This is a genomic window from Tumebacillus algifaecis (genome assembly GCF_002243515.1).
In the GTDB taxonomy this organism is placed as follows: domain Bacteria; phylum Bacillota; class Bacilli; order Tumebacillales; family Tumebacillaceae; genus Tumebacillus_A; species Tumebacillus_A algifaecis.
Genome location: NZ_CP022657.1, coordinates 830802 through 855752, shown reverse-complemented (window position 1 = coordinate 855752; position 24951 = coordinate 830802). Strand labels below are relative to the sequence as shown.

The 24951-nt window shown below is 54.1% G+C and carries 20 protein-coding genes and 3 tRNA genes; 9 read left to right on the top strand and 14 right to left on the bottom strand.

The window, feature by feature from the left end; genetic code table 11:
- Window positions 1–79 precede the first annotated feature (79 nt).
- A complete protein-coding gene (locus CIG75_RS03745; RefSeq protein ID WP_094235443.1) occupies window positions 80–1555 on the top strand; it encodes a protein adenylyltransferase SelO in 1476 nt (491 codons plus the stop codon).
- Between the two features lie 203 nt (window positions 1556–1758).
- On the opposite strand, the gene CIG75_RS03740 is transcribed toward CIG75_RS03745, so the two are convergent.
- Window positions 1759–3909: a putative bifunctional diguanylate cyclase/phosphodiesterase gene (locus tag CIG75_RS03740; protein WP_172844405.1), complete on the bottom strand. Its 2151-nt coding sequence runs from the start codon at window positions 3907–3909 to the stop codon at window positions 1759–1761.
- A 459-nt stretch (window positions 3910–4368) separates the two neighbouring features.
- Here CIG75_RS03740 and CIG75_RS03735 point away from each other — a divergent pair, with 459 nt between their 5' ends.
- Entirely contained in the window at window positions 4369–5901 is a 1533-nt protein-coding gene (locus CIG75_RS03735) for a methyl-accepting chemotaxis protein (protein WP_193791328.1), read from the top strand.
- Window positions 5902–5977: 76 nt separating this feature from the next.
- Complete coding sequence (locus tag CIG75_RS03730) at window positions 5978–6778, top strand: ion transporter (RefSeq protein ID WP_094235440.1); 801 nt, start codon at window positions 5978–5980, stop codon at window positions 6776–6778.
- Between the two features lie 77 nt (window positions 6779–6855).
- Here the strand turns inward: CIG75_RS03730 and CIG75_RS03725 are convergent, their stop codons facing one another.
- Window positions 6856–7494, bottom strand: coding sequence for an FMN-dependent NADH-azoreductase (locus tag CIG75_RS03725; RefSeq protein WP_094235439.1), 639 nt, complete (start codon window positions 7492–7494; stop codon window positions 6856–6858).
- Window positions 7495–7729: 235 nt separating this feature from the next.
- On the opposite strand from CIG75_RS03725, the gene CIG75_RS03720 reads away from it, so the two are divergent.
- On the top strand, window positions 7730–8260 hold the full coding sequence (locus CIG75_RS03720; RefSeq protein ID WP_094235438.1) for a helix-turn-helix domain-containing protein: 531 nt from the start codon (window positions 7730–7732) through the stop codon (window positions 8258–8260).
- 234 nt (window positions 8261–8494) lie between these two features.
- Here CIG75_RS03720 and CIG75_RS03715 read toward each other — a convergent pair whose 3' ends face one another.
- Both CIG75_RS03715 and CIG75_RS03710 read right to left on the bottom strand, forming a co-directional pair.
- Window positions 8495–8809 (bottom strand): YbjQ family protein, encoded by a 315-nt coding sequence (locus CIG75_RS03715; RefSeq protein ID WP_094235437.1) that lies wholly within the window; start codon window positions 8807–8809, stop codon window positions 8495–8497.
- Window positions 8810–8929: 120 nt separating this feature from the next.
- Window positions 8930–9922 (bottom strand): MraY family glycosyltransferase, encoded by a 993-nt coding sequence (locus CIG75_RS03710; protein WP_227874341.1) that lies wholly within the window; start codon window positions 9920–9922, stop codon window positions 8930–8932.
- A 415-nt stretch (window positions 9923–10337) separates the two neighbouring features.
- On the opposite strand from CIG75_RS03710, the gene CIG75_RS20915 reads away from it, so the two are divergent.
- Window positions 10338–10481, top strand: a complete 144-nt coding sequence (locus CIG75_RS20915) for a hypothetical protein (protein WP_172844404.1) — start codon at window positions 10338–10340, stop codon at window positions 10479–10481.
- 72 nt (window positions 10482–10553) lie between these two features.
- Here the strand turns inward: CIG75_RS20915 and CIG75_RS03705 are convergent, their stop codons facing one another.
- The 7 genes from CIG75_RS03705 to CIG75_RS03675 all read right to left on the bottom strand — a co-directional run bounded on the left by CIG75_RS03705 (window position 10554) and on the right by CIG75_RS03675 (window position 19616).
- Window positions 10554–10811 carry an IreB family regulatory phosphoprotein gene (locus tag CIG75_RS03705; protein ID WP_094235436.1) on the bottom strand — a complete coding sequence of 86 codons (258 nt, stop codon included), beginning with the start codon at window positions 10809–10811 and terminating at the stop codon, window positions 10554–10556.
- A gap of 42 nt (window positions 10812–10853) precedes the next feature.
- Window positions 10854–12134, bottom strand: a complete 1281-nt coding sequence (gene murA, locus CIG75_RS03700; RefSeq protein ID WP_094235435.1) for a UDP-N-acetylglucosamine 1-carboxyvinyltransferase — start codon at window positions 12132–12134, stop codon at window positions 10854–10856.
- A 170-nt stretch (window positions 12135–12304) separates the two neighbouring features.
- Entirely contained in the window at window positions 12305–12820 is a 516-nt protein-coding gene (locus tag CIG75_RS03695; RefSeq protein WP_094235434.1) for a TlpA family protein disulfide reductase, read from the bottom strand.
- On the bottom strand, window positions 12817–14856 hold the full coding sequence (gene ligA, locus CIG75_RS03690) for an NAD-dependent DNA ligase LigA (RefSeq protein WP_227874340.1): 2040 nt from the start codon (window positions 14854–14856) through the stop codon (window positions 12817–12819). Before ligA ends, CIG75_RS03695 begins: the two co-directional genes overlap by 4 nt.
- Before the next feature lie 12 nt (window positions 14857–14868).
- Window positions 14869–16071 carry a bifunctional 3,4-dihydroxy-2-butanone-4-phosphate synthase/GTP cyclohydrolase II gene (locus CIG75_RS03685; RefSeq protein ID WP_094235433.1) on the bottom strand — a complete coding sequence of 401 codons (1203 nt, stop codon included), beginning with the start codon at window positions 16069–16071 and terminating at the stop codon, window positions 14869–14871.
- 23 nt (window positions 16072–16094) lie between these two features.
- A complete protein-coding gene (gene pcrA / locus CIG75_RS03680) occupies window positions 16095–18332 on the bottom strand; it encodes a DNA helicase PcrA (RefSeq protein WP_094235432.1) in 2238 nt (745 codons plus the stop codon).
- Window positions 18333–18473: 141 nt separating this feature from the next.
- The gene (locus CIG75_RS03675; RefSeq protein WP_157729363.1) at window positions 18474–19616 is read right to left on the bottom strand and encodes an AAA family ATPase; all 1143 of its coding nucleotides are present in this window, start codon (window positions 19614–19616) and stop codon (window positions 18474–18476) included.
- A gap of 198 nt (window positions 19617–19814) precedes the next feature.
- Here CIG75_RS03675 and rseP point away from each other — a divergent pair, with 198 nt between their 5' ends.
- The 4 genes from rseP (at window position 19815) to CIG75_RS03655 (ending at window position 21295) form a co-directional block, all read left to right on the top strand.
- The gene (rseP, locus tag CIG75_RS03670; protein ID WP_094235430.1) at window positions 19815–20852 is read left to right on the top strand and encodes an RIP metalloprotease RseP; all 1038 of its coding nucleotides are present in this window, start codon (window positions 19815–19817) and stop codon (window positions 20850–20852) included.
- A 147-nt stretch (window positions 20853–20999) separates the two neighbouring features.
- Window positions 21000–21076 (top strand) — tRNA-Pro (locus CIG75_RS03665).
- A gap of 38 nt (window positions 21077–21114) precedes the next feature.
- Window positions 21115–21191: transfer RNA gene (locus tag CIG75_RS03660), tRNA-Pro, on the top strand.
- Window positions 21192–21218: 27 nt separating this feature from the next.
- Window positions 21219–21295, top strand: a tRNA-Pro gene (locus tag CIG75_RS03655).
- Window positions 21296–21340: 45 nt separating this feature from the next.
- On the opposite strand, the gene CIG75_RS03650 is transcribed toward CIG75_RS03655, so the two are convergent.
- The 3 genes from CIG75_RS03650 to CIG75_RS03640 form a co-directional block, all read right to left on the bottom strand.
- Window positions 21341–22057: a geranylgeranylglyceryl/heptaprenylglyceryl phosphate synthase gene (locus CIG75_RS03650; protein WP_227874339.1), complete on the bottom strand. Its 717-nt coding sequence runs from the start codon at window positions 22055–22057 to the stop codon at window positions 21341–21343.
- Between the two features lie 66 nt (window positions 22058–22123).
- The gene (locus CIG75_RS03645; RefSeq protein WP_094235429.1) at window positions 22124–22417 is read right to left on the bottom strand and encodes a YerC/YecD family TrpR-related protein; all 294 of its coding nucleotides are present in this window, start codon (window positions 22415–22417) and stop codon (window positions 22124–22126) included.
- 211 nt (window positions 22418–22628) lie between these two features.
- Window positions 22629–24818, bottom strand: coding sequence for a DEAD/DEAH box helicase (locus CIG75_RS03640; RefSeq protein WP_094235428.1), 2190 nt, complete (start codon window positions 24816–24818; stop codon window positions 22629–22631).
- Window positions 24819–24951 lie beyond the last annotated feature (133 nt).

Here is a 24951-nt window from a genome sequence, read left to right as displayed (position 1 = left end):
ACTTGTGCAAAACGTAATCCTCTGAAAGCAACAAACACGAGACAAGATACATATTACTTCAGTAAGAAATGGAGATATGATGACCATGGGAACAGCAAATCGTGAAGCAGGATGGAACTTGGACAACAGCTATGCACGTTTGCCCGAATCATTTTTTTCGCCCGTCACGCCCAGCCAAGTCCGCTCGCCTAAGTTGATCATGCTCAATCAACCGCTGGCCTCATCGCTCGGATTGAACGTGCAGGCACTACAAAGCGAAGAAGAGCTAGCCGTGTTTGCTGGCAACCAGTTTCCCGAAAGTGCCTTCCCTCTGGCGCAAGCGTATGCGGGACATCAATTCGGGCATTTTACGAAGTTAGGCGATGGTCGGGCCCTGCTGATCGGCGAACAGATCACGCCTTCAGGTGAACGCTTCGACATTCAGCTCAAAGGTTCGGGGAGTACACCGTACTCTCGCGGCGGCGATGGTCGAGCGGCCCTCGGCCCGATGTTGCGCGAATACATCATCAGTGAGGCCATGCATGCGCTAGGCATCCCGACCACCCGCAGTCTGGCCGTCGTGGCAACCGGGCAGACTGTCATCCGTGAAGCCTACCTGCCCGGTGCCATTCTGACCCGCGTGGCTGCGAGCCATCTGCGCGTCGGCACTTTTCAGTATGTGGCCCAATGGGGCACCGGCGAGGAACTCCGCGCTCTGGCAGATTATGCGTTGCAACGTCATTTTCCCGAAGCTGATGATGCAGAGAACCGCTATCTTGCGCTGCTTCAGGAGGTTATCAAACGTCAAGCCGCACTGATCGCCAAATGGCAGTTGGTTGGCTTTGTTCATGGTGTGATGAACACTGACAACATGACGATCAGCGGTGAAACGATCGATTATGGTCCTTGCGCTTTCTTGGATACGTATGACCTGAAAACGGTCTTCAGTTCAATTGACAGTCAAGGTCGCTATGCGTATGGCAACCAGCCGTATATCGCCGTGTGGAATCTGACTCGTTTTGCTGAAACCCTGGTGCCGTTGTTGCACGACGAGGAGTCGCAAGCTGTCCAACTCGCTCAGGATGCGCTTTCCAGTTTTTCTGAGCTGTATCACCGCAACTGGTTTGCCGGACTGCGCGCCAAATTGGGGCTCTTCAATGAAGAAGAAGCGGATAAATCCCTGATTGAAAATCTGCTCACGATGATGCAGAAGTATCGAGCCGACTATACCAACACCTTCCTCGCCTTAACGTTTGATCGAGTGGAGGAAACGGTTCTGTCTGGTACCCCGGAATTGGCAGAGTGGCATGAACTGTGGCAAGCGAGACTCGGCAGACAGCAAGAATCGAAAGCCAGCTCGCATCAGCTGATGCGGGACAGCAACCCGGCGATCATCCCACGCAACCACCGAGTAGAGGCTGCCTTGGAAAGCGCCGTGGAAGAAGGGGACTACAGCGTGATGGAGAAGCTCTTGGCCGTTCTTTCCGACCCCTATGCGCACTCCCCTGAACAGGCGGAATACGCCGAACTGCCCGACCCTTCGTCCAGTCCTTACCAAACCTTTTGTGGTACCTGACCTGCCAATCGTCGCAGGTTCAGCGCTACAAACTATATGAATCGAGCTGTTCAGAACGTCTAGCGAACTTACTCCCGCTGTGCTCCCACTCGCAAAATAGAAGAGACAGTCATCCTGTGGATGCTGTCTCCTTTTTATTATGGCCCCTGTATGGTCGAACTTTATTTATTCAGGAAAGCCTCCCATTTATAGATTATTCGTCTCTAGTTTTCTGACAACGGGGGTAATGCAGGCATTTTGAAAGCTTTCCCGCTTAAAAATCGCGCTTCGATCTCCTGTGCAGGCAGCGGGCCGCTGAAGTGGTAGCCTTGCATCTCCACGCAACCGTGGGCAGCAAGGTAGCGCAGGTGCGCTTCCGTCTCCACACCTTCGGCGACGACTTGGCGATTCAGGCTATGGGCCAGTGCGATGACCGACGTGGCAATCGCCGCGTCATCCGCATCGGTCGTGATGTCACGAACGAAAGATTGGTCGATCTTCAGCGTGTGAATCGGGAAATGCTTGAGGTAGCTCAGCGACGAATACCCGGTACCGAAATCATCGAGCGAGATGCGGATGCCGAGGTTCTTCAACTCGTGCAAGATCATGATCGCCCGCTCCACGTCATACATCGTGACACTTTCGGTGATCTCCAATTCCAGACACTGCGGCTCGACTCCCGTCTCTGCCAACACTCGCTCCACCATCTCCACGAGATTGTCCTGCTGGAACTGGCGGGCTGACAGATTGACCGCTACGGTCAGATGCGGATTGCCCGCCTCGTGCCACCCTTTGATCTGCCGACATGCAGACTCCAACACCCATTCCCCGATCGGCACGATCAAACCGGTCTCTTCTGCCAGCGGAATAAAGGTTGCGGGCGATACCATCCCCAGTATTGGATGCTTCCAGCGCAACAACGCTTCGAAGCCGAAGATTTTCCCGCTTTTCACGTTGACCTGCGGTTGGTAGAACAGCACAAATTCGTTCAGTCCCAACGCTTTGCGCAGGAATCGCTCCAAAGACAGCTTTTGCAGCGCGTCTTCGTTCATCGACGTGGCGTAGAACTGGTGATTGTTGCGCCCCAACTCTTTCGCTCGGTACATCGCCAACTCCGCATGTTTGATCAACGTCGTCAGATCGCTGCCTTGCTCCGGAAAAAACGAGATGCCGATGCTACACGTCACAAACAGCTCATGTTGCTCAATCACAAAAGGTGCGGCCATGCGCTGCAAGATCATTTCAGCGACTTGCCCCGCATCTTGCGAGTGGAGGCCGGGCAGGATCAACGTAAATTCATCGCCTCCGATGCGCGATACGATCACCTTTTCATCCACGCACGTTTTCAGCCGCTCGGCGACGGCGCGGATCAACTCGTCACCAATGCAGTGTCCTAGCGAGTCGTTAATATATTTGAAGCGGTCGAGGTCGAGCAGCAGGACGGCCAACGGTTGCGACCGACTCTGCGCCCGCGTCATCTCCAGTTGCAAACGATCTTCGAACCGCGTTCGGTTGGGCAGGCTGGTCAGCACGTCATAATAGGCGATATGTTGCAAACGCTCCTCCGCCAGTTTGCGATCGGTGATGTTCACCATGATCCCGCGACAACCGGTCACGCGACCATCCTCCTGCACCACCGTCACACACTCTTTGAGCCAGACGACGCGTCCATCCGCCGCCAGCATCCGATATTCGTGCATATGGTTGCGCCCCGCTTGCAACTCCGCTTGGCAAAAGGTGATCATCGTTTCATAATCGTCTGGGTGCACTCGACTTTTCCAAAAATCGTGATCCTTGATCAACTGCTCCGGCTTGTATCCCAAAATTCGTTCCGACTGGGGAGAAATGAAGGTGTATTCGAACGTCTCCGGATCGCCTTCCCACACGACCGCCTCGATCGATTCCATCAGTTCCTGATACCGTTGCGCAGACAGCATCCGCTCCTGCTCAGCCGCTTTTTGTTCCGTCATGTCTTTGGCGATGCCGTATACGCCAGCCACAGACCCATCGGCAAAGATCGGCATGTTGGTGATGTTCACCTGCAAACGGCGCCCATCCTGATGCAAAACGGTCGCTTCAAAAGACTGCGGATCGCCCTGCGCTGCTTCGAGGAAATGAGCATGCACACGTTGACGTTCCTCGTCCGCGACCACATCAAAAAAGATCCACTCACCACGATCTGTACCTAAGTCGCCGAACATCTTGCGGCAAGCTTTGTTCGTAGCCAACACGCGGCCTTCGAGGTCCAACGTGTAAAAAGCGTTCGGATTGTGCTCATAGAATGACTTGAAAGCCTGTACTTCTTTGAACAACAAGTGGCGCGTCACTCGATTTTCGGTCATGACACGACCAAGGAATACGATTATCAGTAACATCGTGCCGCTTGCTGCCAGCCTATACAGGTCCTTGTGGTCGGTTAGCAAGACCCACTGATCGGAGGGGGCTTGAAAAAGCGATACCATCTGATAGACCATCATGGCGGTGAGGATGACCGCCAACAATCCGATTCGCCAATCGGAAGTCCTCCGCAGTATAACAAGTGCCCATACGAGAGCGAAAAATCGCAGGATGATAGTAATTATGTAGGTCAGACTCATGCGAATCCCCTCTCAGGAAGAGGTATTTTAATGTTGTACGTCATAGTTCGACATGATTCGTCATTTCCCTGTTCCAAGTAGAGCAAACTGAGAATGAATCTTTAAATTTATTTCGTAAAAGGACGAAAGACTCTTGTTGAGTGATATTACTCAAGTATTCTATAATGTGAGGGGGACTTTCGATCACTCGAAATGTCAGGAATAAAACAATGTTGTGGGGACAGGGGTGTGCTTTCAGTGACAGGTTTTAAAAACCGCATCATGATCCTGCTGACAATGGGTACAGTTGGATTGATGATTCTGTTCCATCTGCTCAATCGGGTCTGGCATGTGCTCGATCATTCGATGATGTCGAGCGGGCATGTGGATGGTACAGCGACCACCATCGCGGAATCGTTTAGTAATACACTCAATCTGCTTTTGGCAGTTCCGCTGCTCTTGCTTCTATTAAGTTACATGCTGTACCGCAAGAGAAACGACCACCAAGCCATTCCTTGGCTGGTGATGTTGGCGCAAGTATTTGGCTCCATATCGCTCATCGCCGGTGGGGGCGGGATGGTCGAGCTGCATTTTTCAATCTTTATGGTTGTTGCCATCACAGCCTACTATGAGGATGTACGGTTGCTGCTCGTGATGACAGCGATCTTTGCCGTCCAGCACTTGCTCGGATTTTTCATCATCCCTGAACTGGTGTTTGGGGTACACGAGTACACGATCACGATGCTGGCACTGCACGCGATCTTTCTGGTCATCACTTCAGGTGCAACCTCGCTGCAAATCCTTTCCAAGCGAAAATTCACCTTGGAGCTGGAATCGGATAAGGAGCACAAGCAGGAACAGCTTCTTTCGATCGTCGAGAGTGTCAAAAACCTCTCCAACGAATTGGAGCAAACGTCCACCGTTGTTTCCGCAAAGTCGGATACGATCAACCGCTCCAACGAGGAGATGCTCATCGCGTTCAAAGAAGTTTCGTCCGGTCTGGAAGACCAGAGCCACTCGGTCAGCAAAATCGAGCAGGATCTGAGCAGCATCAACCAGATGATCGAGCATACGGCAAGCGCTTCGCACGAAATGAGCGAACAGGCGACCAACACCGAGCAGATCATCGATCACACGATCACCAACATCCACTCGCTGTACGACCAGATCGTCGTCGTTTCGCAGACGATCGAAACGTCTGCACAGGCGATCAATGAATTGAACAATTCCTCGCAAAAAGTGGACGGGATCATCAACACGATTCAAGAAGTTGCCGAACAAACGCATCTGCTCGCGTTAAACGCTTCGATCGAAGCGGCACGCGCTGGCGAGCACGGACGAGGATTTGCGGTCGTCGCACAAGAGATTCGCAAATTGGCGGAGCAAAGCAAGGCATCGACCGATGAGATCAAAGCGATCTTGTCGAAGATTTTGCAGGATTCGATCGCATCTGTCGCCCAGATCGACATCGGCAAGCAGGCGACGTCGCGCTCCGTGACACAGGCGGAGAACTCGATGAACGGCCTGCACCAACTGACCGAGGTGACCACCGCTCTGGTCGAAGGCGTTGGCGAGTTGAACGGATCGATTCAGAAGATCGAACATAACTCCCGCCAGATTAATGACGAGATGGCAAATATCACAGCGGTGACGCAGCAGTCGGTCGCATCGCTGCAAGAGGTGTACGCGATCACCGAATCGCAGGTCTCATCGAACCGGATGGTCAATGCGGAACTTCACCGTTTGAACAAATTGGCCGATTCGCTGAAGGAGCAATTTACCGCAAAATAATAGAAATTCTACTAAAGGGAGGGATGATACCCCTCCTTTTTTCATATAGTCTAAGCAGTACCAGAGGAGGGGTCCGATGTCTTTCTGGCGATTTTTTTACGAGATGATCATCCTGCTTGCGGTGATCACCTACGCAATTCTCATCTTCGCAGATCCGGCCGACCATCCTTATCTGACCGAACAATTGATCCGACGTGTCGATGTCGGTCTGATCTTCTTTTTTGGCATCGAGTATCTGGTTCGTCTGTCGCTCTCGAAAGATCAACCGCGCTTTGTGCGGGAAAATTGGTTCGACATCATCGCGATCATCCCCTTTGATCTGCTCTTTCCGTTGGCACGTTTGATGCGCGTGCTGCGCATCATTCGGCTTTTGAAAGCTTCCCCACTCTTGTGGAGCGTGCTAAAATCGGTGCAGATGCGCAAAATCTTCGCATTTTTAGCCGTGATCTTGCTGTGGAGTTCATCGGCAGTTTTTTTCCTTGAGCAGGGCAACAACGATTCGTTTCAGACCTGGGGCGATGCGCTATGGTGGTCGGTGGTCACGACGACAACTGTGGGCTATGGAGATATTTCGCCGGTCACAGAGGGCGGTCGGATCATCGCGGCTTTTCTGATGATCACAGGGATCGGGTTGATCGGTACGTTCACCGCCAACCTCGCCAACCACTGGATAACCTTTTTTGAAACTCCGAGACGGGAAGATGACCTGCTCGATCTGATCGAACAACAACTGCTGTATGAGGATGACCGCGTACAGCACCACATGAAACAATCGGCGATGAACTGGGTACATCATATCGAGTCGTTAAGTTCATCCGAATATCAGACGCTGCTCAGGACGTTGGAGTTGTTGCGTGAATACGACCGCAAACAATAGCGGATGGGAACAACAAAAAACGGATGCATGGCAAAGATTGCCTTGCATCCGTCATGATCGAGTCTAGCGATGAGTGCTTAGTTGAACGTTTTTGCCAGTTCTTGCGCTTTGACGATCGCATCTTCTTTAATGCGGCCTGCGTTGTCCGGTTGAGCTGCCATGCCTTCGATCGCCAGAGTGGTCGTGTCGGTGATACCGACGAACGCGAGAATCGCACGCAGGTAGCGGTCGCCAAACTCGAAGTCAGCAGCCGGTCCTTCGGAGTAAAAACCGCCGCGAGCTTGGATGTGCAGCGCTTTTTTGCCGCCCATCAGACCTTGCGGGCCTTGCTCGGTGTAGCGGAACGTTTTGCCTGCCACGCAGAATGCGTCAATGTATGCTTTCAGTAGCGGCGGGTAGCTCAGGTTCCACATCGGGGTCACAAATACATATTTGTCAGCCGCAACAAATTGGTCTGCCAATTCGTTCAGGCGAGCAACTTTCGCTTGTTCTTCCGAGGAAAGCGCGTCAAAGGCAGCACCCGATTGCAGCTTGCCCCATCCGCTGAAAACGTCCGGGTCGATCAACGGAATGTTCGTTTTGTAGAGGTCGAGTTCAATCACCTCGTCGTTCGGGTTTGCTTCGCGGTAGGCGTTGACAAACTCGCGGCCAACGGAAAGGGAGAAAGATTCTTCTTCCGCCTTCGGGTTCACAGTAATGTACAGTACAGTTGCCATTCTTATCAATCCTCTCTTTTGTGGAAAGTATGTTGCGACACGACTTAGGTCCTTCCGTCCCCAACATATCTAGGGTGCGATACCGGGTGCGAAATCATGCGAGTCGCTTTGTTTTCTTATATTGAACTTTGTTTCGTATTAGGCTACTATGAAGATAGCACCCCCAGAGATAGCGCGTCAATCCTATTTTTGTTAAAATGTAATCTAGATCACTTTCGAGCGTGGAGGGCAAACGATGGATATCGGGTTGATGGTACGAGAAATTCGCAAGCGCAAAAACATCACCATTCCCCAGCTCTGCGAAGGAACGGGGTTGTCCAAAGGGTTTATTTCCAATCTAGAAAATAATAAAACGTCGCCATCGATTGCCACACTGCAAAGCATCGCCAACTTTTTGCAGGTGCCGCTGGCTTACTTTTTGTTGGAGAAGGAACACCGTATTCATGTGGTGCGCAAAGAGGAGCGGGAGTATTCGACTTTTGGCGCAGATCAATTGAGAGTGGAAAAATTGACGCGCGACATCGGGCTTGGCATGAAGATCATCGAGTTACCACCACACGCTTCGACCGAAGAGATGTCGCAGTCACACGAAGGGGAACAAAGCCATCTCATCCTGCGCGGCAAGGTGCTGGCGATCCAAGGTGAGGATCAGGTCGAGCTTTCCGAAGGCGATTCGTTTAGTTGGAAATCGTGCGTCCCGCATCGCGTGGTCAATGTGGGAGCTGAATCGGCATTGATTTTACTTGCTGAATATAAGAGCCAATAAGTCAGCGCTGCCGTCTTCTGTGACTCTAGTCTCATCTGGGCCGCACAGCGCTCCCAAATTCTTGCGATTATGACTACAGAACCATTATCAAAATGATACTTATCAACTATGTAAAATTTTGTTTTCCCGATGTATGATGATGGTAAGACAACTCTTAGTCCGCAACTACCTATGAGAAGTCCCCCACCATAAAAAAGGCCGCCTTTCGACACAAGGGCGGCCTTTTTTATGCATTTATTGGAGTGTGACTGCGGTTCCAGAAACGGCCACCATCAGCATGCCATCGCGGATCACTTCATAGTCGATGTCAACGCCGACGATCGCATTGGCCCCTTGGCGCAGCGCCTCCTCTTTCATTTCTGCAAACGCGATCTCACGGGCTTGTTTCAACTTGGACTCGTATGCCCCGCTACGCCCGCCGACGATGTCGGTGATCGACGCGAGAAAGTCACGCACGACGTTGGCCCCCATTATTGTTTCTCCGGTAACTACCGAATGATACTTGGTAATCTCTTTCCCTTGTACAATCGAGGTTGTGGTGATGATCATCTGTCTTTCAGCCTCCTCAAGCTTCGTTCTGCTTAGTAGTATGGCAAAAGATCGGAGAAGTTGCTACCCTGAACAAAAAACTCCCTGCCCAGCATGCGGACAAGGAGTGATTGGGACGTTTTAATTGTAGTTGACAAGCAATACTACGATCGACAATAGCGAGAAGCAAATGCCGAGCAGATACATGAATGAAACGGTCTGAACTTGGCTCATCCCACTGCGCATCAACGTGTGGTGCGTGTGCGATTTGTCAGCCTGGTGCAACGGACGGCGTTCTTTGATCCGCTTGAACAGCACGAACAGCGTGTCAAAGATCGGTACGCCAAGCGCCAATACCGGCACGATCAACGAGACGAACGTCGCGGACTTGAACGCTCCATCGACTGCCAGAGCTGCAAGCGCGAAGCCTAAGAAGGTCGCACCCGCATCGCCCATGAAAATGCGGGCCGGGTGGAAATTGTGCTTCAGGAAGGCCAGCGATACACCGATCACCGCCACTGCATAGAACGCAACCGGGCCGTTGCCAGACAGGATGGCGATAAACAGCAACGTGATCGCGGAGATCGACGAGATGCCCGCGGCCAAACCGTCTACACCGTCCAAGAAATTGAGCATATTGGTGAGCGCAACCACCCAAAGCACGGTGGCCAAGATGGACACCCAGCCCATCCCGTGGTCGGTGAAAGAATAGTAGGGCAGGTCCAGCCAAGGGATCGTCACCGCTTCTACTCTCACATCAAAGCCGACCAGAACAAAAGCTGCTGCAATATGAGTCAACAGTTTCGGCCAAGCCGGGAAGTCTTTGCCGCGCGTCTTGTAATAGTCATCGAGCACTCCAATCACAAACAGGAGCAAGCCGCCGAGCGCAATGCCGTAAAACGTGTCGTCCAATTTCCCGAAAAAGATCAGTTGAATCAATAAGGTCGAGACGATAAATCCGAAATAAATCGCCGCCCCGCCGAGTACCGGAATCGGCTCTTTGTGCAGTTTCCGAGGGTTCGGCATGTCTACGAACCCTGTCTTCAACGCCACCTTGCGCAGGTACGGCACCATGAAGTACACGAGCGCAAACGAGACGACCAAAGTCAAGGTCAGCATTTGTGGGGATTGCATCTTCTTTCGTAAGCCTCCCTCTGCGCCACAGTCTATATACGTAGTGTGCGCAAAATTCCACTTTTATTTCCAAAAAGGTTGGATACTCCACTCAGAGAAACGAGCGCCGGATAGTAGGCGCCCGTGAAACGTACTTATTATACCAAAAAACTCAGCCAAAACGGAAGTTCCAATGCACGAAATTCTCCACAGAGCGTCGTTTTTCGTCATTCTTTTACAGATTGTCCACAATCTCATCCGTTTCCTGTAGATTAGACGTCGAGGAATCGAGAAAGGTTACAGTGTTTGGCAGTTGTCATACAAATACGGGCTGTTCGATCGTTTCTGTCCGTTCCCGCCCGCTTGCAGTCGTGGTTCTACTTGGCAAAAATGGCTCATAGAATCTAGCAATACGAACCATAGGAGGTAGTTGAACATGATTAGCGGCATCCTGTTGTTCCATCTCATCGCCATCCCGGCGGTGTTCATGCTCGGGCGTATGTCGAACCGCATCGCATTTGTTCGCGTCAAGAAAGAGAACCGTTCCACCGTACCAGACTTCCTGCGCGGTAAAGAATAATCGTACCGTGCAATGAGTCGGGTGGCTGACAAATAAAAAGCATTCCTCCGCTCGGAGAAATGCTTTTTACGCTTACAGACCCTTCAGCTTGAAGTAGTCGTTGAGGATCTGTTCGACCGCCAGCAAGCGGTCCATCTTGGCCATAGTCGCGCGCGCATTGTTCGCCGAGGTGATGTAGTTGCTCTCCCCGGTCACAATAAAGCCAGCCAGTTGACGCGCCGCATCGTAGCCTTGTTCACGAAGTGCCGGAACGACCGACGTGATGATTTCATTGAGCAGTTCTGATTCTTGGTCAAGTCGGAAAATCATGGTCTTGTCGAGGTTGGACATGGTCAAGCCCCTCCTGTTCTTGGTCAAGACAAATTCTTTTCTCTACGTTCCCGGTGTTACGCGCTCGATCTGCGCACCGATCGATTGCAGTTTCGCGACCGGGTTTTCATAACCACGGTCCAGATATTGCAAACCTTCGACCGTGGACGTGCCATCAGCAGCTAAGCCACCGAGAATCATCGCGCCTGCTGCGCGCAGGTCGCTTGCGACGACACGTGCACCCGTCAGGCGCTCCACGCCGCTGACGATCGCCGTATCGCCAGAAATTTTAATATCTGCGCCCATGCGAGTCAGCTCTTGGGTGAAACCAAAGCGTGCATCAAAAACGGTCTCTTTCACATAGGAAATGCCTTTTGCCGTCGTGAGCAGCGTCAGCATCGCCGGCTGCAGATCGGTGGCAAAACCAGGGTAGGCAAACGTGATCACATGTGTCGCACGCAGGTCGCGATCGCGAGCATCGACGGTGATCGAGTCGCCTTCGAGCGAGATGTCACAACCCATGTCGAACAGCAGAGACGGAAGTCCTGCCAGCGACTGCGGCGGAATGCCTTTAACGGTGACTCGACCACGGGTGATCGCGCCTGCGCACAGGTAGGTACCCGATTCGATGCGGTCGGTCATGCAGGTGTAGCGCACGCCATTCAAGCTCTCGACACCTTCGATCGTGATGATATCGGTGCCGACGCCGCGGATCTTCGCCCCCGCTTTGTTCAGGAACATCACAAGATCGACAATCTCCGGCTCGCGGGCTGCATTGTAGATGACGGTCGTGCCGCTGGACAGCGCCCCCGCCATGATCGCTGCGTTGGTGCCGCCGACTGTCGAGCCAAAGCGCGTGCCGAGAAACATCGCAGCGCCTTGCAGACGGCCGCCCTTGCACTCAGCATAGACGCTTCCATCGAGCATCTTGATCTCAGCGCCAAGCGCCTGCATCGCCTTCAGATGCTGGTCTACCGGGCGCGCCCCGATCACACAGCCGCCAGGAAGCGGAATCTGTGCCTTCCCCGCTTTCGCCAGCAGCGGGCCAAAGATGGAGAAAGAAGCGCGCATCTTGCGAACCAGATCTTCGGAGACCGTCCAATTGGTCAAACCGTTATTGACAAAGCGCAGCGTGTTCGGAGCTGCCCATTCACAGCTGACACCCGTCTCTTCCAAAATTTCCATCAACGTATTTACATCGCTCAAGTTCGGTACGTTTTCCAAAATCGTTTCGCCGTCACAGAGCAGAACGGCACACATGATTGCCAGGACGGAGTTCTTGCTCCCCGATGCCTGAATTTCGCCATTCAGCGGAGCCCCGCCTTTTACGCGAAGTACTTCCATTCGTTGTACACCCCATCCGTTAATTCTGGCTCGATATACACATTTTACCACAAAAAATGGGTTCTCTGTGGCTCTTTTTCTTTCACTATAAGTGATCGAACGAGCCGCGTCAATTTTAAGGGTCTTCAATCAAAAAGCCCTGACCGCGCCGCTGTCAGGGCTTTTCTGGATCATTTGAGCAACGCTTGGAACATGTGCTCCATCTGTTGCTTGCTAAGCTGTCCGATGCGATTCTCGACGATCTTGCCTTCCTCGTCAATCGTGACTGAAACGGGCACGGTGATCACGTTGTACGCTTTTTGCACCTTGCCCTGTGCATCGACCAATTGCGGGAAGGTCAGCTTCTGCTCCAGCACGAACATCTCAGCTCGTTCCAGCGTGTCGTCGGCGGTGATGTTGACACCGTAGAGCAAGACTTGGTCCTCATACTGACGCGACATCGCTTGCAGGTCGGGCATCTCCTGTTTGCACGGCGGGCACCAGGAGGCCCAGAAATTTAAGAACACCTTTTGTCCGCGCAGTTCGGAGAGGGTGACGCTCTGACCGCTCATCGTCGTCAAGGTGAAGTCGGGAGCGAGTTGGCCGGGCTTGAGCGGAACCGTTTTCGGTTCCTGCCCCGTACCGCAGGCCGCCAGAAACAGCGTCAGGCTGAGCAGGAGGAGCAAGGAACGCCAACGCCTGCTCATGCTTCTCCGATGACCGCGAGGAATTCTTGCTCGGTGAGCACAGCGACACCGAGATCCTGCGCTTTGGTCAGTTTGGAGCCCGCTTCTGCACCAGCGATGACAAAGTCGGTTTTCTTCGAGACGGAGCTGCCAACTTTCGCACCGAACGCTTCCAACTTGGCTTTTGCCTCATTGCGTCCCATCATCGTGAGCGTGCCGGTCAGGACGACCGTCTTGCCGAAAAAGGGACTCTCCGCTGCTGATTCTGCGATCTGCGGCGCTTCGTGAGTCGGATCGACGCCCGCTGCGAGCATCCGCGCGATGCTTTGTTGCACGCGCTCCTGTTTGAAGTAGGAAGTGATGCTTTCGGCTACGATCTCGCCGAAGCCTGGGATTTCGACCAGCTCTTCGAAGCTGGCCGCTTGCACGCGCTCCAACGAACCGAACGTCTCCGCCAGATCGCGGGCCATGCGCGCTCCTGTGTTCGGGATGCCGAGGGCGTGCAAGAAGGAAGCCAAATCTTTGCTCTTGCTCTTTTCGATGGCAGCCAGCAGGTTTTGTGCCTTCTTCTCTCCAAAACGCGGCAGAGCGAGCAGTTTTTCATGGCTCAGACTATCGTATAGATCGGCAGGGTCACAGACGCCCAGTTCGTCAAAAAGCTGTTCGGCCGTCTTGATCGAGAACGTCTCGATGTCCATACCGCCACGGCTCGCGAAGTGCGCGATGCGATTGACCACTTGGGTGCGGCAACCATCGACGTTGAGGCAGAAGATGTGGGCACCCTTTTCAATCAGCTCGGAGCCACAGCTTGGACAGATCAGCGGCTTTTCGATCGGTGTGGTCGTCAGGTCCTCGTCTTCAAACGCGAACAGCACCTCCGGAATCACGTCGTTGGAGCGGCGAATCGCGATGCGGGAGCCGACCGCGACGCCTTTGCGCTGGATGTCGCCCCAGTTGTTCAACGTGGCTCGCTGCACGGTGACTCCTCCAATATCGACCGGTTCGAGCAAGGCGGTCGGAGTCAGCTTCCCGGTGCGTCCGACATCCCAGATGACTTCCTGCAGGATGGTCGAGTATTCTTCCGCTTCAAATTTGAATGCGATCGCCCAGCGCGGGAATTTGTCGGTGTAGCCGAGCACTTCGCGCGTGCGCAGGTCGTTGATTTTGATGACCATCCCGTCGATCAGGTAATCGAGGTGTGGATGGTCTTCGCTGTCAAAACGGGTGATCTCCGCAACCACCGCGTCGATGTCAGCATACGTTTGGCTGTAGGAACTGGTCTTGATCCGGTTCTCGCGCAGGAAAGCGATCGTCTGCTCATGCGTGTCAAACTCGATACCTTCCGCGTAGCCGATCCCGTACAGATAGGCGTCCAGATTTCGCTTCGCTGTGATCTCCACATTTTTCTGCCGCAGTGCGCCAGACGCAGCGTTGCGCGCATTTTTCAAAAGTTCGGCACCCGTTTCGAGCGCTCGTTTGTTGTAGCTTTCCAACACCGAAAGCGGCAGGATCGCTTCCCCTTGCACTTCGACCAGCCCTTGGAACTGGATGGTCAGCGGAATGGACTTGATCGTTTTGACTTGCGGCAGGATCGATTCGCCGACGACACCACGACCGCGAGTGGCCGCTTGCACCAGCTCACCGTTTTGGTAGGTCAAATTGATAGTCAGTCCATCAAATTTCTGTTCCAACACATAGATCGGCTCGGGCAGGAGATCGTCCGGGTTGTTTTTGTTGTGATCATCGATCAGCTTGCGGACTCGCTTATCCCAGTCGCGTAGCTCATCTGCATTCTGCGCTTTGTCGAGGCTCCACAGGCGCGCCAAATGTTTATGCTCCGGGAACGAATCGATCAAGATGCCGCTGCCGACGCGGTGGGTCGGCGAATTGGGAAAGATCAGGCCCGTCTCTTGTTCCAAGGCGACCAGTTCGTCATACAGTCGGTCCCATTCGGCATCGGTCACCCTCGGGTTGTCCAAGGTGTAGTACTGATAGTCGTAATCGGTGATCAGTTCGATCAGTTCACGGATACGCTTCTCTTTGTCCTGTCCCGTCACGGCTTGCCCCTCCTAAAACTTCAGCATGTGGCCGAGTTTGGCTTGTTTCGTTTTTAAGTAACCTTCGTTGTTTTCGTTCGATTCCATCTGCAAAGCGACGCGCTCGACCACTTCAAGCCCGTGGCCGGAAAGACCTTTGATCTTGCGCGGGTTGTTGGTGAGCAGTCTGATCCTGCGCACACCAAGGTCGCGTAAAATCTGGGCACCGATGCCATATTCGCGCAGGTCCGCTTTGAATCCAAGCTGTTCGTTCGCTTCGACGGTGTCATAGCCTTGGTCTTGCAACTGGTATGCTTTCAACTTGTTGATCAGACCGATGCCGCGTCCTTCTTGACGCATGTAGAGCAGAACCCCTTTGCCCGCTTCATCGATCTGGCGCAGTGCCGCTTCTTTTTGCGGGCCGCAGTCGCAACGGAAGGAATGAAATATATCACCAGTCAAACACTCCGAATGCACGCGCACCAGCACCGCTTCGTCAGGCGAGATGTCCCCTTTGATGATCGCGACATGCTCTTTGTCGTCGATCGAGTTGGTGTATGCGACCATGCGGAAATCGCCAAACTCGGTCGGCATCCGCACATCGACCGCACGGTTGATCAGCACTTCGCTCTGTTTGCGGTAGGCGATCAGATCGGCGATGGTGATCATCTTCAGATCATGCTTGTGTGCGATCTGTTCGAGGTCGGGCACGCGAGCCATCGTTCCGTCTTGATTCAGCACTTCGCAGATCACGCCGGACGGGTACGCACCTGCGAGGCGTGCGAGGTCGATCGCCGCCTCCGTGTGTCCAGCCCGGCGCAGGGTGCCGCCATCTTTTGCGATCAGCGGGAAGATGTGGCCCGGCTTTTTGAAGTCGTCCGGCTTGGTCGCGCGATCGATCAATGCTTGGATCGTCACGGCGCGCTCAAAGGCGGAGATGCCTGTGGTCGTCCCATCTTTCGCATCGACCGACACGGTGAACGCGGTGCCATGCGTGTCGGTGTTATCCTCGACCATCGTGCTCAGCCCAATCTGTTTGGCCCGCGCCTCGGTGATCGGAACACAGACGAGTCCGCGTCCTTCGGTGATCATAAAATTGATCACTTCCGGAGTCGCATATTCGGAAAGTGCGATGAAATCGCCTTCGTTTTCGCGGTCTTCATCGTCTACGACGATGACCACTTTTCCTTGGCGCAGGTCTTCAAGCGCTTCTTCGATTCGATGAAAGTGTGCCATCTGACTCTTCTCCCTCCAAAACTCTAGTCCTCCACCTTGACGATCGGCGCAAAGCGTGCCAACAGCTTTTTCATGCCGATGGCGAGGTCTTCAAACTGGATGTACAGCTCCAAGTTGTCACCAACGCCTTCCGACTTCACGATCTCGCCAAGTCCCCATTTGCGATGTGCGACCCATTCGCCCACTTCCCACGTCAAATTGGGATCGGCACCAAACCCGCTCGGCACGCGGGTTCCGTTTTGCAGGCCCGGAATGTCGCTTCGAACGCGCTCCTGTGCAGGCTGGCGGCGGATGATGCCCACTTCTTCCAACAGGCTCGGTGGAATTTCGCGAATGAAACGGGACGGTGGATTGGCTTTGATCTGACCGTACATCATCCGTGACCCAGCATGAGAGATGAACAGTTTCTCTTCGGCGCGGGTGATTCCGACATACATCAGGCGCCGCTCCTCCTCGACGTCGCGTTCATCGCCTTGGGTCAGCGTTCGATTGCTCGGAAACATGCCTTCTTCGAGGCCGACGAGGAACACGACGGGAAACTCCAAGCCTTTTGCCGCATGCAGTGTCATCAGTTTGATCGACTCCGGTCCCGTCTCCCCTTCCGACTGTTCGCTGTCGGCGATCAACGCCACATCGGACAGGAACTCGACGAGGCGATTTTCTTCGGTCATTTCGTGCTTGTTGTCAAACTCTGCGGTGACGGAGAGGAATTCGTCCAAGTTTTCCAGACGCGCATCGGCTTCCAGCGTTTTTTCCAGCTCCAGCTCTTTGCGGTACCCAGTGAGCTTCATCACCTCTTCAGCCAAGTCCGTGACAGAAAGATACGGCATTTGCGTCGCAAAGTTGCGCAAAAGCAGGACGAACTCTTTGATCGCCCCGTTCGCTTTGCCGCGGATGCCGACGTTTTCGATCTCCATCAGCGCTTGAAAGGCGGAGATGCCGTGCGTCGCAGCATAGTCGAGAATCTTGCCGACCGTCGTATCGCCGATCCCGCGTTTGGGCACGTTGATCACGCGGGTGAGCGACAGGTCGTCATTCAAATTGGCGATCAAGCGCAGGTAGGCCAAGATGTCTTTGATCTCTTTGCGCTCATAGAACTTGACCCCGCCGTAGATCGTGTAGGGAACGGTCGATTTGAGCAACGCTTCCTCGATCACACGGGACTGGGCGTTGGTGCGGTAGAGCACAGCGATGTCAGAATGTCTGCCCCCGCCCTTGAGATGTTCGAGAGTTTGTTGGATCACAAATTGGGCTTCCGAATGCTCATCATACGCTTTGTAGAGCTTGACCAGTTCGCCTTCAGCCTTGGTGGACCACAAATTTTTCTCTTTGCGTTCGCGGTTGTTGGCGATCACATGGTTGGCCGCTTCCAAGATCCGTCCGGTTGAGCGATAGTTTTGCTCGAGCTTGATCACCGTCGTCTCCGGATAGTCTTTCTCGAAATTGAGAATGTTGGTGATGTCCGCACCGCGCCAGGCGTAGATCGACTGGTCGGAGTCGCCGACGACGCAGATGTTGCGCTTTTTCTTGGCCAGCATCTGCACCAGCTTGTACTGCGCTTTGTTGGTGTCTTGATACTCGTCGACGTGGATGTAATGCAGGCGATTTTGGTACAGCGACAGCACATCTTCGTGATGTTGAAACAGATAGACCGTCTTCATGATCAGGTCGTCAAAGTCGAGCGCATTGTTCGACTTGAGTTTCTTTTGGTAGGCTTCGTACACCTGGGCAGCCACGCCGCCAAACACGTCGCCGTCCCGGACGGTGGAAGCGAAGCGCTCGTGGGTGAGCAGATCGTTTTTCGCATTGGAGATCGTGGCGAGCAGACCGCGCGGGTCGAACTTTTTCGGGTCGAGATTCAGTTCCTTTAAGCACTGCTTGACGGCGGTGAGTTGATCGCCCGCATCGAGGATGGTAAAGGAATTGGTGTAGCCAAGCTTATCGGCATCGCGGCGCAGAACGCGCACGCACATCGAGTGAAACGTCGAGATCCAGATGTCATGCGCAGTCGGTCCAATCAGGTTCTCGACTCGTTCGCGCATCTCGCGGGCCGCTTTGTTGGTGAATGTGATCGCCAGAATCTGCCACGGCGCAACGCGGCGCTCTTCGATCAGATAGGCGATGCGGCGGGTGAGGACGCTCGTCTTGCCCGAGCCTGCCCCTGCGATAATCAACAGCGGGCCTGCACTGTGCAACACCGCCTCTTTTTGCTGCGGATTGAGATTTTCAAGCATCTTCTCCCCGCCTTGTATTGAAAACATGTGAGCAACACCTCATGTCAGTTCTACTTCTTTTATCGTAGCTAATTATAGCAAACATAAGTTCTCCCAACCAAGCACTCTCGCCCACAAAAAAACAGACGCAGCAAAAATGTTCTCTGAGCCGCGTCTCGTGAGGAATTGCTATTTGCCGCGCGTATCGGCGAGCCGAACCAGCATCAGATCGGCAGCGTACGGGCCAGTTTTTGCATAGAATTTGCGAAGTTGCGCGAGTTCGACCGTGACGATATCGCGGGGCATCAGCATGTGAAATTGGATCAAGGTCGCCACGTTCAGCGCAAAATCGTGCGAGTAGCCAAAACGTGTCAAAATGCGATAAGACAGTTGCGCGCCGAGGTTTTCGTGGTCGTAGAAATGTCCGTTCAGATCGGTTTTAATGTGCGCCTTGGGAATTTTTTCACCTTGCACGCTATAAAAATCGCCTAGGTCACGTCCTTCCCGTATGTCGGCACCGTTGTCGATCAGCACGCGGTCTTTCGCTTGCCAGCGCCCGAACGGGGTGGTGACGACACCGAGGAACTGTTTGATGCCGGGGTACGCTTTGCCAATGTCGTGGAGCAACATCGTCCAGACCATTTTTAACGAACTGCCGGCAACCGTTTCACTCGCTTTGATAATGTGCTCATAGACGGTGAAATGATGGTGCGGGTTGTGCTGATCGACCGGAATTGCGTTGTGCAGTTCTGGCAGCCATTTTTCTAAACGCCCGTCCGCCTCCAGTTCGCGGATCAATTTGCACGGCTCCTTGATTAGACGCGCTTTGTGCGCATGGAAAAATGCGGCCGCTTCCTCGTCGATCGGCTCTTTTGTGCGCACTTTGATCTTGTCGAAACCCTCCGCATAGGTCGGGATTTGCAGGAGACGTTCAGCACGGCGAAGCTGCTCTTCTGAGAGCGACAGTTCACCCTGCTCGCGGAGCTTTTCGTTGTTGGCGAGCGCCGTCTCAAGCGGATCGTTTAGAAAAATTGCCTCGGTCGCATAACCGTGCTTTCGCGCGAGTTCGAGGTATGGTTTGCGGTAAGTGGGCGTGCGAAGCTTGGCGTCGAGCACAATGTTGCGACCGCTTTGCATCGCGGTACGCAGTTGGTCTTGCAACTTTCGAAACACCAGATCTCCGCTGTTTGTGCGGACATCCTGTTCACCAGATGTCGCATGATGGGACCTGTCGCCCTGAATCCAGATGCTGTTCGTAGCTTCGATCAGTTCGCGGGCGACTGCTGATTTTCCGCTGGCCGGGATGCCGACCAGCACCGTGAGGACAGTCATTGAGGCGCTCCCTCCTTTGTTCTCTTTCATTATCATGCGCTGTTCTCGAAAAGTACACACATCATCGCACGCGGCGTACAGTCAAGAAGTCCCAACTTATGTTATAATGGGTCGTGAATATTCTGTTTATCCGGCTCATAAGTATGTTCGGATGCTACTGCCTGCATATTATAGAAGGAATGGGAGTGATGACTCGAAATGAACATCGTGATGGCCCTACTCGCACTTGGGTTCCTTATCTTCATCCATGAACTTGGTCACTTCTGGGCTGCGCGTGCCACCGGCGTCCGCGTCGATGAATTCGCCGTCGGTTTCGGACCGTCGATCATCAAGCACCAGCGAAACGGTGTCTTGTATCGATTGAATTGGATACCGCTTGGCGGGTACGTGAAGATGTACGGAGAGGACAACCCGGAAGCGGCAGCCGCACCTGACAACTTCAACAATCGTCCCGTCGGTGCACGGATTCTCGTCATCGTCGCAGGCGTGATCATGAACATCATCGGCGCGTTCGTGATTTTGGCCTTGCTGTTCAATATCTACGGCGCACCAACGCCAAATCTCTTTGTCGGCAGCGTACAGGAAGGCAAGCCGGGCGCGGCAGCCGGTCTGTTGGCCGGCGACCAGATCAAATGGGTCGAAGGCAAAGAGCTGAAGTCGCCAGTCGATTTTAACAGCGCTGTGCAAAAACATGCGGACACCCCGATGGAGATCGGCGTGCTGCGCGATGGCAATCGTGTCGATCTGACGGTCACACCGAAGATGAATGTGGAAGAAAATCGTCCGATGATCGGAATTGGCCTCCAACAGCAGACAAGCTTTGTCAAAGCTGGCGGCTTCGGTGAGAACACCAGGCAGGCGCTGCGCAGCACCGGAGAGCTCACCGCGCTTACTTTTAATGGCTTTAAACAGTTGGTGACCGGTGCGGTCTCGTTTAAAGAGATCGGTGGTCCCGTGGAGATCATTCGCATCACAGGACAGGCATCCGATAATGGCGTTCCGCATTATATGTATATTGTAGCCCTGTTGTCGGTCAACCTCGCAGTGCTCAACATCCTGCCGTTCCCGGCGCTTGACGGTGGACGACTGGTGTTCCTGCTGGTCGAATGGGTACGCCGCGGCAAGCGAATTTCGCTGGAACGAGAAGCGAGCATCAACTTCGTTGGCATTCTGTTCCTGTTGACGTTGATGGTGGTCGTGACGTTTAAAGACGTGTTCAACATCTTCTCGAATTAGTCGATGATCCCCTCTTCGGAGGGGATTTTCTTTTCCTCCAAAATTCTTACCGAAAAAACTATTGACTCTCTTCTTCGCCCTATGTTATTCTATATCTCGTTGACGGGTGAGCAACACACACTCGAACAACTGCGAAATTGGTAATATCGGAATGTAGCGCAGCTTGGTAGCGCGCACGCTTCGGGAGCGTGAGGTCCAGGGTTCGAATCCCTGCATTCCGACCATCTTTACTCTTTGATTGTCATCGTGCTTTTTGTAGGATCGGAATGTAGCGCAGCTTGGTAGCGCGCACGCTTCGGGAGCGTGAGGTCCAGGGTTCGAATCCCTGCATTCCGACCATTTTTATTTCCCACCAAGTTCATACGCCGGAATGTAGCGCAGCTTGGTAGCGCGCTCGCCTTGGGAGCGAGAGGTCCAGGGTTCGAATCCCTGCATTCCGACCAACGTGAAAACCACCGATGTGATGTCGGTGGTTTTTTTATGCTTTCCTATTTAACAGCGCGGATCGTGTCGGCGAGAACGGTGCGCCAATTGTCTGCATACAGGGCATTGCCGACGATGATCGTATCCGCATGTTCGGCCATCGCGGCCGCCTTTTCGTAGGAGTCGATGCCTCCACCGTAGAAGAGATGAGCCCGACGAGTGGTGCGGGCGATTTCGGCGAGCAGTGCAGGGTCGCCAAACGTGCCGCTGTATTCGATGTACAGCACAGGGATGGAAAAAAGAGTCTCGGCTGCAAGCGCGTAGGCTGCCGCTTGCGAAGCGGTCAGGTTGACATTGGCTTTGGTAAGTTTGGCCACAGCCGCCGCCTGATGCAAAACGAGATAGCCTTCGACCAACACTTTGTTCCAGTCGATCCATGATCCGTATTTTTCAATGGCTTCGGCGTGCGCACCGATCAGCCAGTGCGGGTCGGCAGTGTTGAGCACGAGCGGGATAGCATAGCCGTCCACTCCGTCAACCACCGCATCGACAGTTGAGATCTCCTGCCAGAGCGGGAGGTTGGGTGCGAGGCGGCGGAGGCGGCCAAGCAGCGCGTTGGTGTTTTCATAGGTGATGTCTTGGGTGCCGCCGAGGAAGACGGCGTCAGTACCCGAGGCCGCGATCGCTTGCAAAGCTTGGTCGCAGATCGTGCGGGCTGGGTCGAGTTTGACGACGTGCCGCCAGTGGCGCCAAGGTGATGACAGCTGTTCACTCATCATCATGCTGGTGCCTCCTCTCACTTGTCATAACAAAACCCCTGCCGCTAGAGTAGCAAGGGTTTCTGTGCACTATTTCTCTTCTAGACGATCGAGCACAAACTTGTAGCCATCCGTGCCGTAGTTGAGGCAGCGTTTAACGCGGGAGATGGTAGCAGTGCTGGCCCCAGTTTCTGCTTCAATCTGGTTGTAAGTCTGACCTTTCCGGAGCATGCGGGCTACTTCCAGTCGTTGGGCCAAAGATTGCACTTCGTTGACTGTGCAGAGGTCATCGAAAAACTTATATGCTTCTTCAAGCGTGCGCAGTTGGAGGATCGAGTCGAAGAGCTGATCGACCGTTCTGTCGCGCAGTTTATCAAGTTGCATGAGCTATCCCCTCCAAAACCCCCAAATGTTTGCGGTGCACAGGCGGTACAGCAGTAACGCTTTACTCCTATGACGCTATACTATTCGACAATCGGAATCAACATTCCTGCCACAAAGTTGCTCTTTCCTATTATTGACTAGAAAGCTCTGCGATGCAAGATTCCTCCTGTCGTTCGAAGCGAAATCACAACTCGCTCGCTGCTCTGTTCGCTCAGCGACCGCCAACGCGCACCGCTTTCCACTTCTGCGCCTGCACCCAGACGCGCAGCCCTTCGACATCGCGTTCGATCTCGTCTTCGATCCAACGCTGAAAGTTCATTGGCAAGTATGCAGCAAATTTGCTGGCCGGACCCCCTTCCGGTTCGGCGCTGCGACCCATCATCAAGTATTTGAGTTCCGTATGGCGGGTCAGCACTTCGACCAGAAAGGTGACCAGCTTTTTGGCAAATCCCTTTGGAATCTCGCCGCCTTCCAGCGTGATCGAAAAAGTGCTCTGCTTGATCACAAGCCCCAAGCCTTGTTCGCGAAGCCAGCCGCGCAGCAGGGTGGCCAAAGCGTTTTGGCGGCGAGTGCCTGCAAAATCGTACAAGGTCAACGCTCGCGCCCCTTCTTGCAACACGCACACACCTGCTTCAAACCCTTGCCTTTTCGCGAGCAGGCGCGCTTCCTGCAAACGATGCCACGCCCGGGGGCTCAGGTAGTCGTACTCTTCGTTGCCCGTGTAGACCGCGTAGATTTGCTCTGCGATCTGCGGATGCACCTGACGCCCGCCGGACAGCCAGAGCGGACGCTTGCCATCAAACGCGGGGATGACATAGACCATTCCCCGCTTCTCATCGATCTCCGTGATCTCCCAGGTCGCCCCGCCGAGCAACACCGTCTCCCCCGCCATGACGAGCGGGGACGCTTCGATCGTGCCGACCAGCCGCGTGCCGTGCATCACTTTGTAGAGCACCGGCGTTTGGAAAACGGAGTAAAAATCCCGCGAGCGCACAAGTCGTTCCCCTTGGATGCCGGGGATGCATCTGCCTTCGACCACTTCCAACCAATCCTCTTCCAGCATCCACTGCAGCAGTTCACGGACACGAGTTGACTCAAGCTCTGCAAAAGTCGGGTTGGCTGCGATCTCCTCAAGCAGTTCGTCGCGAAACACGCCCTGCCGCTCGGTGCAGAGGGCGAGCAGCTGGTGAAACAGCAGATCGTAGACTGCCGTTCTGGGCTCTGGTGGCTCGATCCATTTGTCAAAAAGCAGTTCGGTCACCGCCACCGCCTGCACCAAGTCCTCCTCTTCGGTCGCGTACATCATCAGGTAGGAGTCGGTCCCTGCGCGTCGTCCCGAGCGGCCAAGCCGCTGTTTGAGCGAAGAGACGGAAGAAGTGGCGTCAAGCTGCACGACGAGGTCGAGCGAGCCGATGTCGATCCCAAGCTCTAACGTGTTGGTGCTGACGACAGTAAGCGGCTGTGCGGTCGTGCGCATCTGCTCCTCGATCCACTCACGCTCTCCTTTGTCGATCGAGGAGTGATGCGGGTAGTAGCGCTTGGTGTACAGCGCTCCGCTGAGCTGTTTCCCCGTTTCGTTCAGCTTGTGAGTCAACTCTTCGACTTGGCCGCGGGAGTTGCAAAAAAGGATCGTTTTCTTCGAGCGGGTCAGGTCGTAGATGTCGCGCACGAGCGCTTGGGGAAGGGTGGTGTTTTCTTTTCCAAAATAGTCGGCTTGCAAAAAGATCTGACGCTTCTCGTCGCCCGGGTTGAGCACGGCCACGCCATCCGGATCATCCGCATACAGGTAGCGCTGTGCAACTTCGGGCGATCCGATCGTGGCGGACAGGCCGACCATGACCGGAGTTTGCAACAGATAGCGGCGCATGCGGTGGAGCAAGGATTGAACGTGCAGGCCGCGGTCGCTTTCCAGAAAGGCGTGCAATTCGTCGAGAATGATAAATTCCACGCCTTGGAACAGGCGAGGCACTTTCTCGGTATGGTTGACGAGGAGTGATTCGAGCGACTCCGGGGTGATCTGCAAAATGCCGCGCGGGTTGTCGAGCCAGGTCATCTTTTTGCTGCGCGAGACATCGCTGTGCCATTTGAGCAGCGGGATGTCGAGCGTGTCGGTCAAGCGTTCGATCCGTTCAAATTGGTCATTGATCAGGGCACGCAGCGGCGACAGATAGAGGACCTTCAATCCATTAAGACCTTCCCCGGTCTGCCCCGCCTTTTCCAAAGCGCTCAAGATCGGCAAAAAAGCCGCCTCGGTCTTCCCCGAAGCGGTTCCTGCCATCAGCAGGCAGTGGCGCTTTTCGAGCAAGACCGGAATGGCCGCTTCCTGAATCGGAGTGAACTGGCGCCACTCCAGATCCCAGATTTTCTTTTGGATGGTCGGGCTGAGCAGTTCAAAGGTCATTCCGGCTTCCTCCTATTCCTCGTGCAGAAGAGCGTCAGTTGATCGGTGCGAGCAGTTCGACAGGCTGTCGGTGCAAGCGCGATCCGCTCCTGTTGACGATCAAGATTACTTTCTCATTCTATCCTTCTGTTTG

What these genes read in the sequence shown, in the direction of transcription:
- CIG75_RS03745 (WP_094235443.1), top strand. Translation starts at nt 80, where the DNA reads ATGACCATGGGAACAGCAAATCGTGAAGCAGGATGGAACTTGGACAAC.
- CIG75_RS03740 (WP_172844405.1), bottom strand. Translation starts at nt 3,909, where the DNA reads ATGTTACTGATAATCGTATTCCTTGGTCGTGTCATGACCGAAAATCGA.
- CIG75_RS03730 (WP_094235440.1), top strand. Translation starts at nt 5,978, where the DNA reads ATGTCTTTCTGGCGATTTTTTTACGAGATGATCATCCTGCTTGCGGTG.
- CIG75_RS03725 (WP_094235439.1), bottom strand. Translation starts at nt 7,494, where the DNA reads ATGGCAACTGTACTGTACATTACTGTGAACCCGAAGGCGGAAGAAGAA.
- CIG75_RS03720 (WP_094235438.1), top strand. Translation starts at nt 7,730, where the DNA reads ATGGATATCGGGTTGATGGTACGAGAAATTCGCAAGCGCAAAAACATC.
- CIG75_RS03715 (WP_094235437.1), bottom strand. Translation starts at nt 8,809, where the DNA reads ATGATCATCACCACAACCTCGATTGTACAAGGGAAAGAGATTACCAAG.
- CIG75_RS03710 (WP_227874341.1), bottom strand. Translation starts at nt 9,922, where the DNA reads ATGCAATCCCCACAAATGCTGACCTTGACTTTGGTCGTCTCGTTTGCG.
- CIG75_RS20915 (WP_172844404.1), top strand. Translation starts at nt 10,338, where the DNA reads ATGATTAGCGGCATCCTGTTGTTCCATCTCATCGCCATCCCGGCGGTG.
- CIG75_RS03705 (WP_094235436.1), bottom strand. Translation starts at nt 10,811, where the DNA reads ATGTCCAACCTCGACAAGACCATGATTTTCCGACTTGACCAAGAATCA.
- murA (WP_094235435.1), bottom strand. Translation starts at nt 12,134, where the DNA reads ATGGAAGTACTTCGCGTAAAAGGCGGGGCTCCGCTGAATGGCGAAATT.
- CIG75_RS03695 (WP_094235434.1), bottom strand. Translation starts at nt 12,820, where the DNA reads ATGAGCAGGCGTTGGCGTTCCTTGCTCCTCCTGCTCAGCCTGACGCTG.
- CIG75_RS03685 (WP_094235433.1), bottom strand. Translation starts at nt 16,071, where the DNA reads ATGGCACACTTTCATCGAATCGAAGAAGCGCTTGAAGACCTGCGCCAA.
- pcrA (WP_094235432.1), bottom strand. Translation starts at nt 18,332, where the DNA reads ATGTTTTCAATACAAGGCGGGGAGAAGATGCTTGAAAATCTCAATCCG.
- CIG75_RS03675 (WP_157729363.1), bottom strand. Translation starts at nt 19,616, where the DNA reads ATGACTGTCCTCACGGTGCTGGTCGGCATCCCGGCCAGCGGAAAATCA.
- rseP (WP_094235430.1), top strand. Translation starts at nt 19,815, where the DNA reads ATGAACATCGTGATGGCCCTACTCGCACTTGGGTTCCTTATCTTCATC.
- CIG75_RS03650 (WP_227874339.1), bottom strand. Translation starts at nt 22,057, where the DNA reads ATGATGATGAGTGAACAGCTGTCATCACCTTGGCGCCACTGGCGGCAC.
- CIG75_RS03645 (WP_094235429.1), bottom strand. Translation starts at nt 22,417, where the DNA reads ATGCAACTTGATAAACTGCGCGACAGAACGGTCGATCAGCTCTTCGAC.
- CIG75_RS03640 (WP_094235428.1), bottom strand. Translation starts at nt 24,818, where the DNA reads ATGACCTTTGAACTGCTCAGCCCGACCATCCAAAAGAAAATCTGGGAT.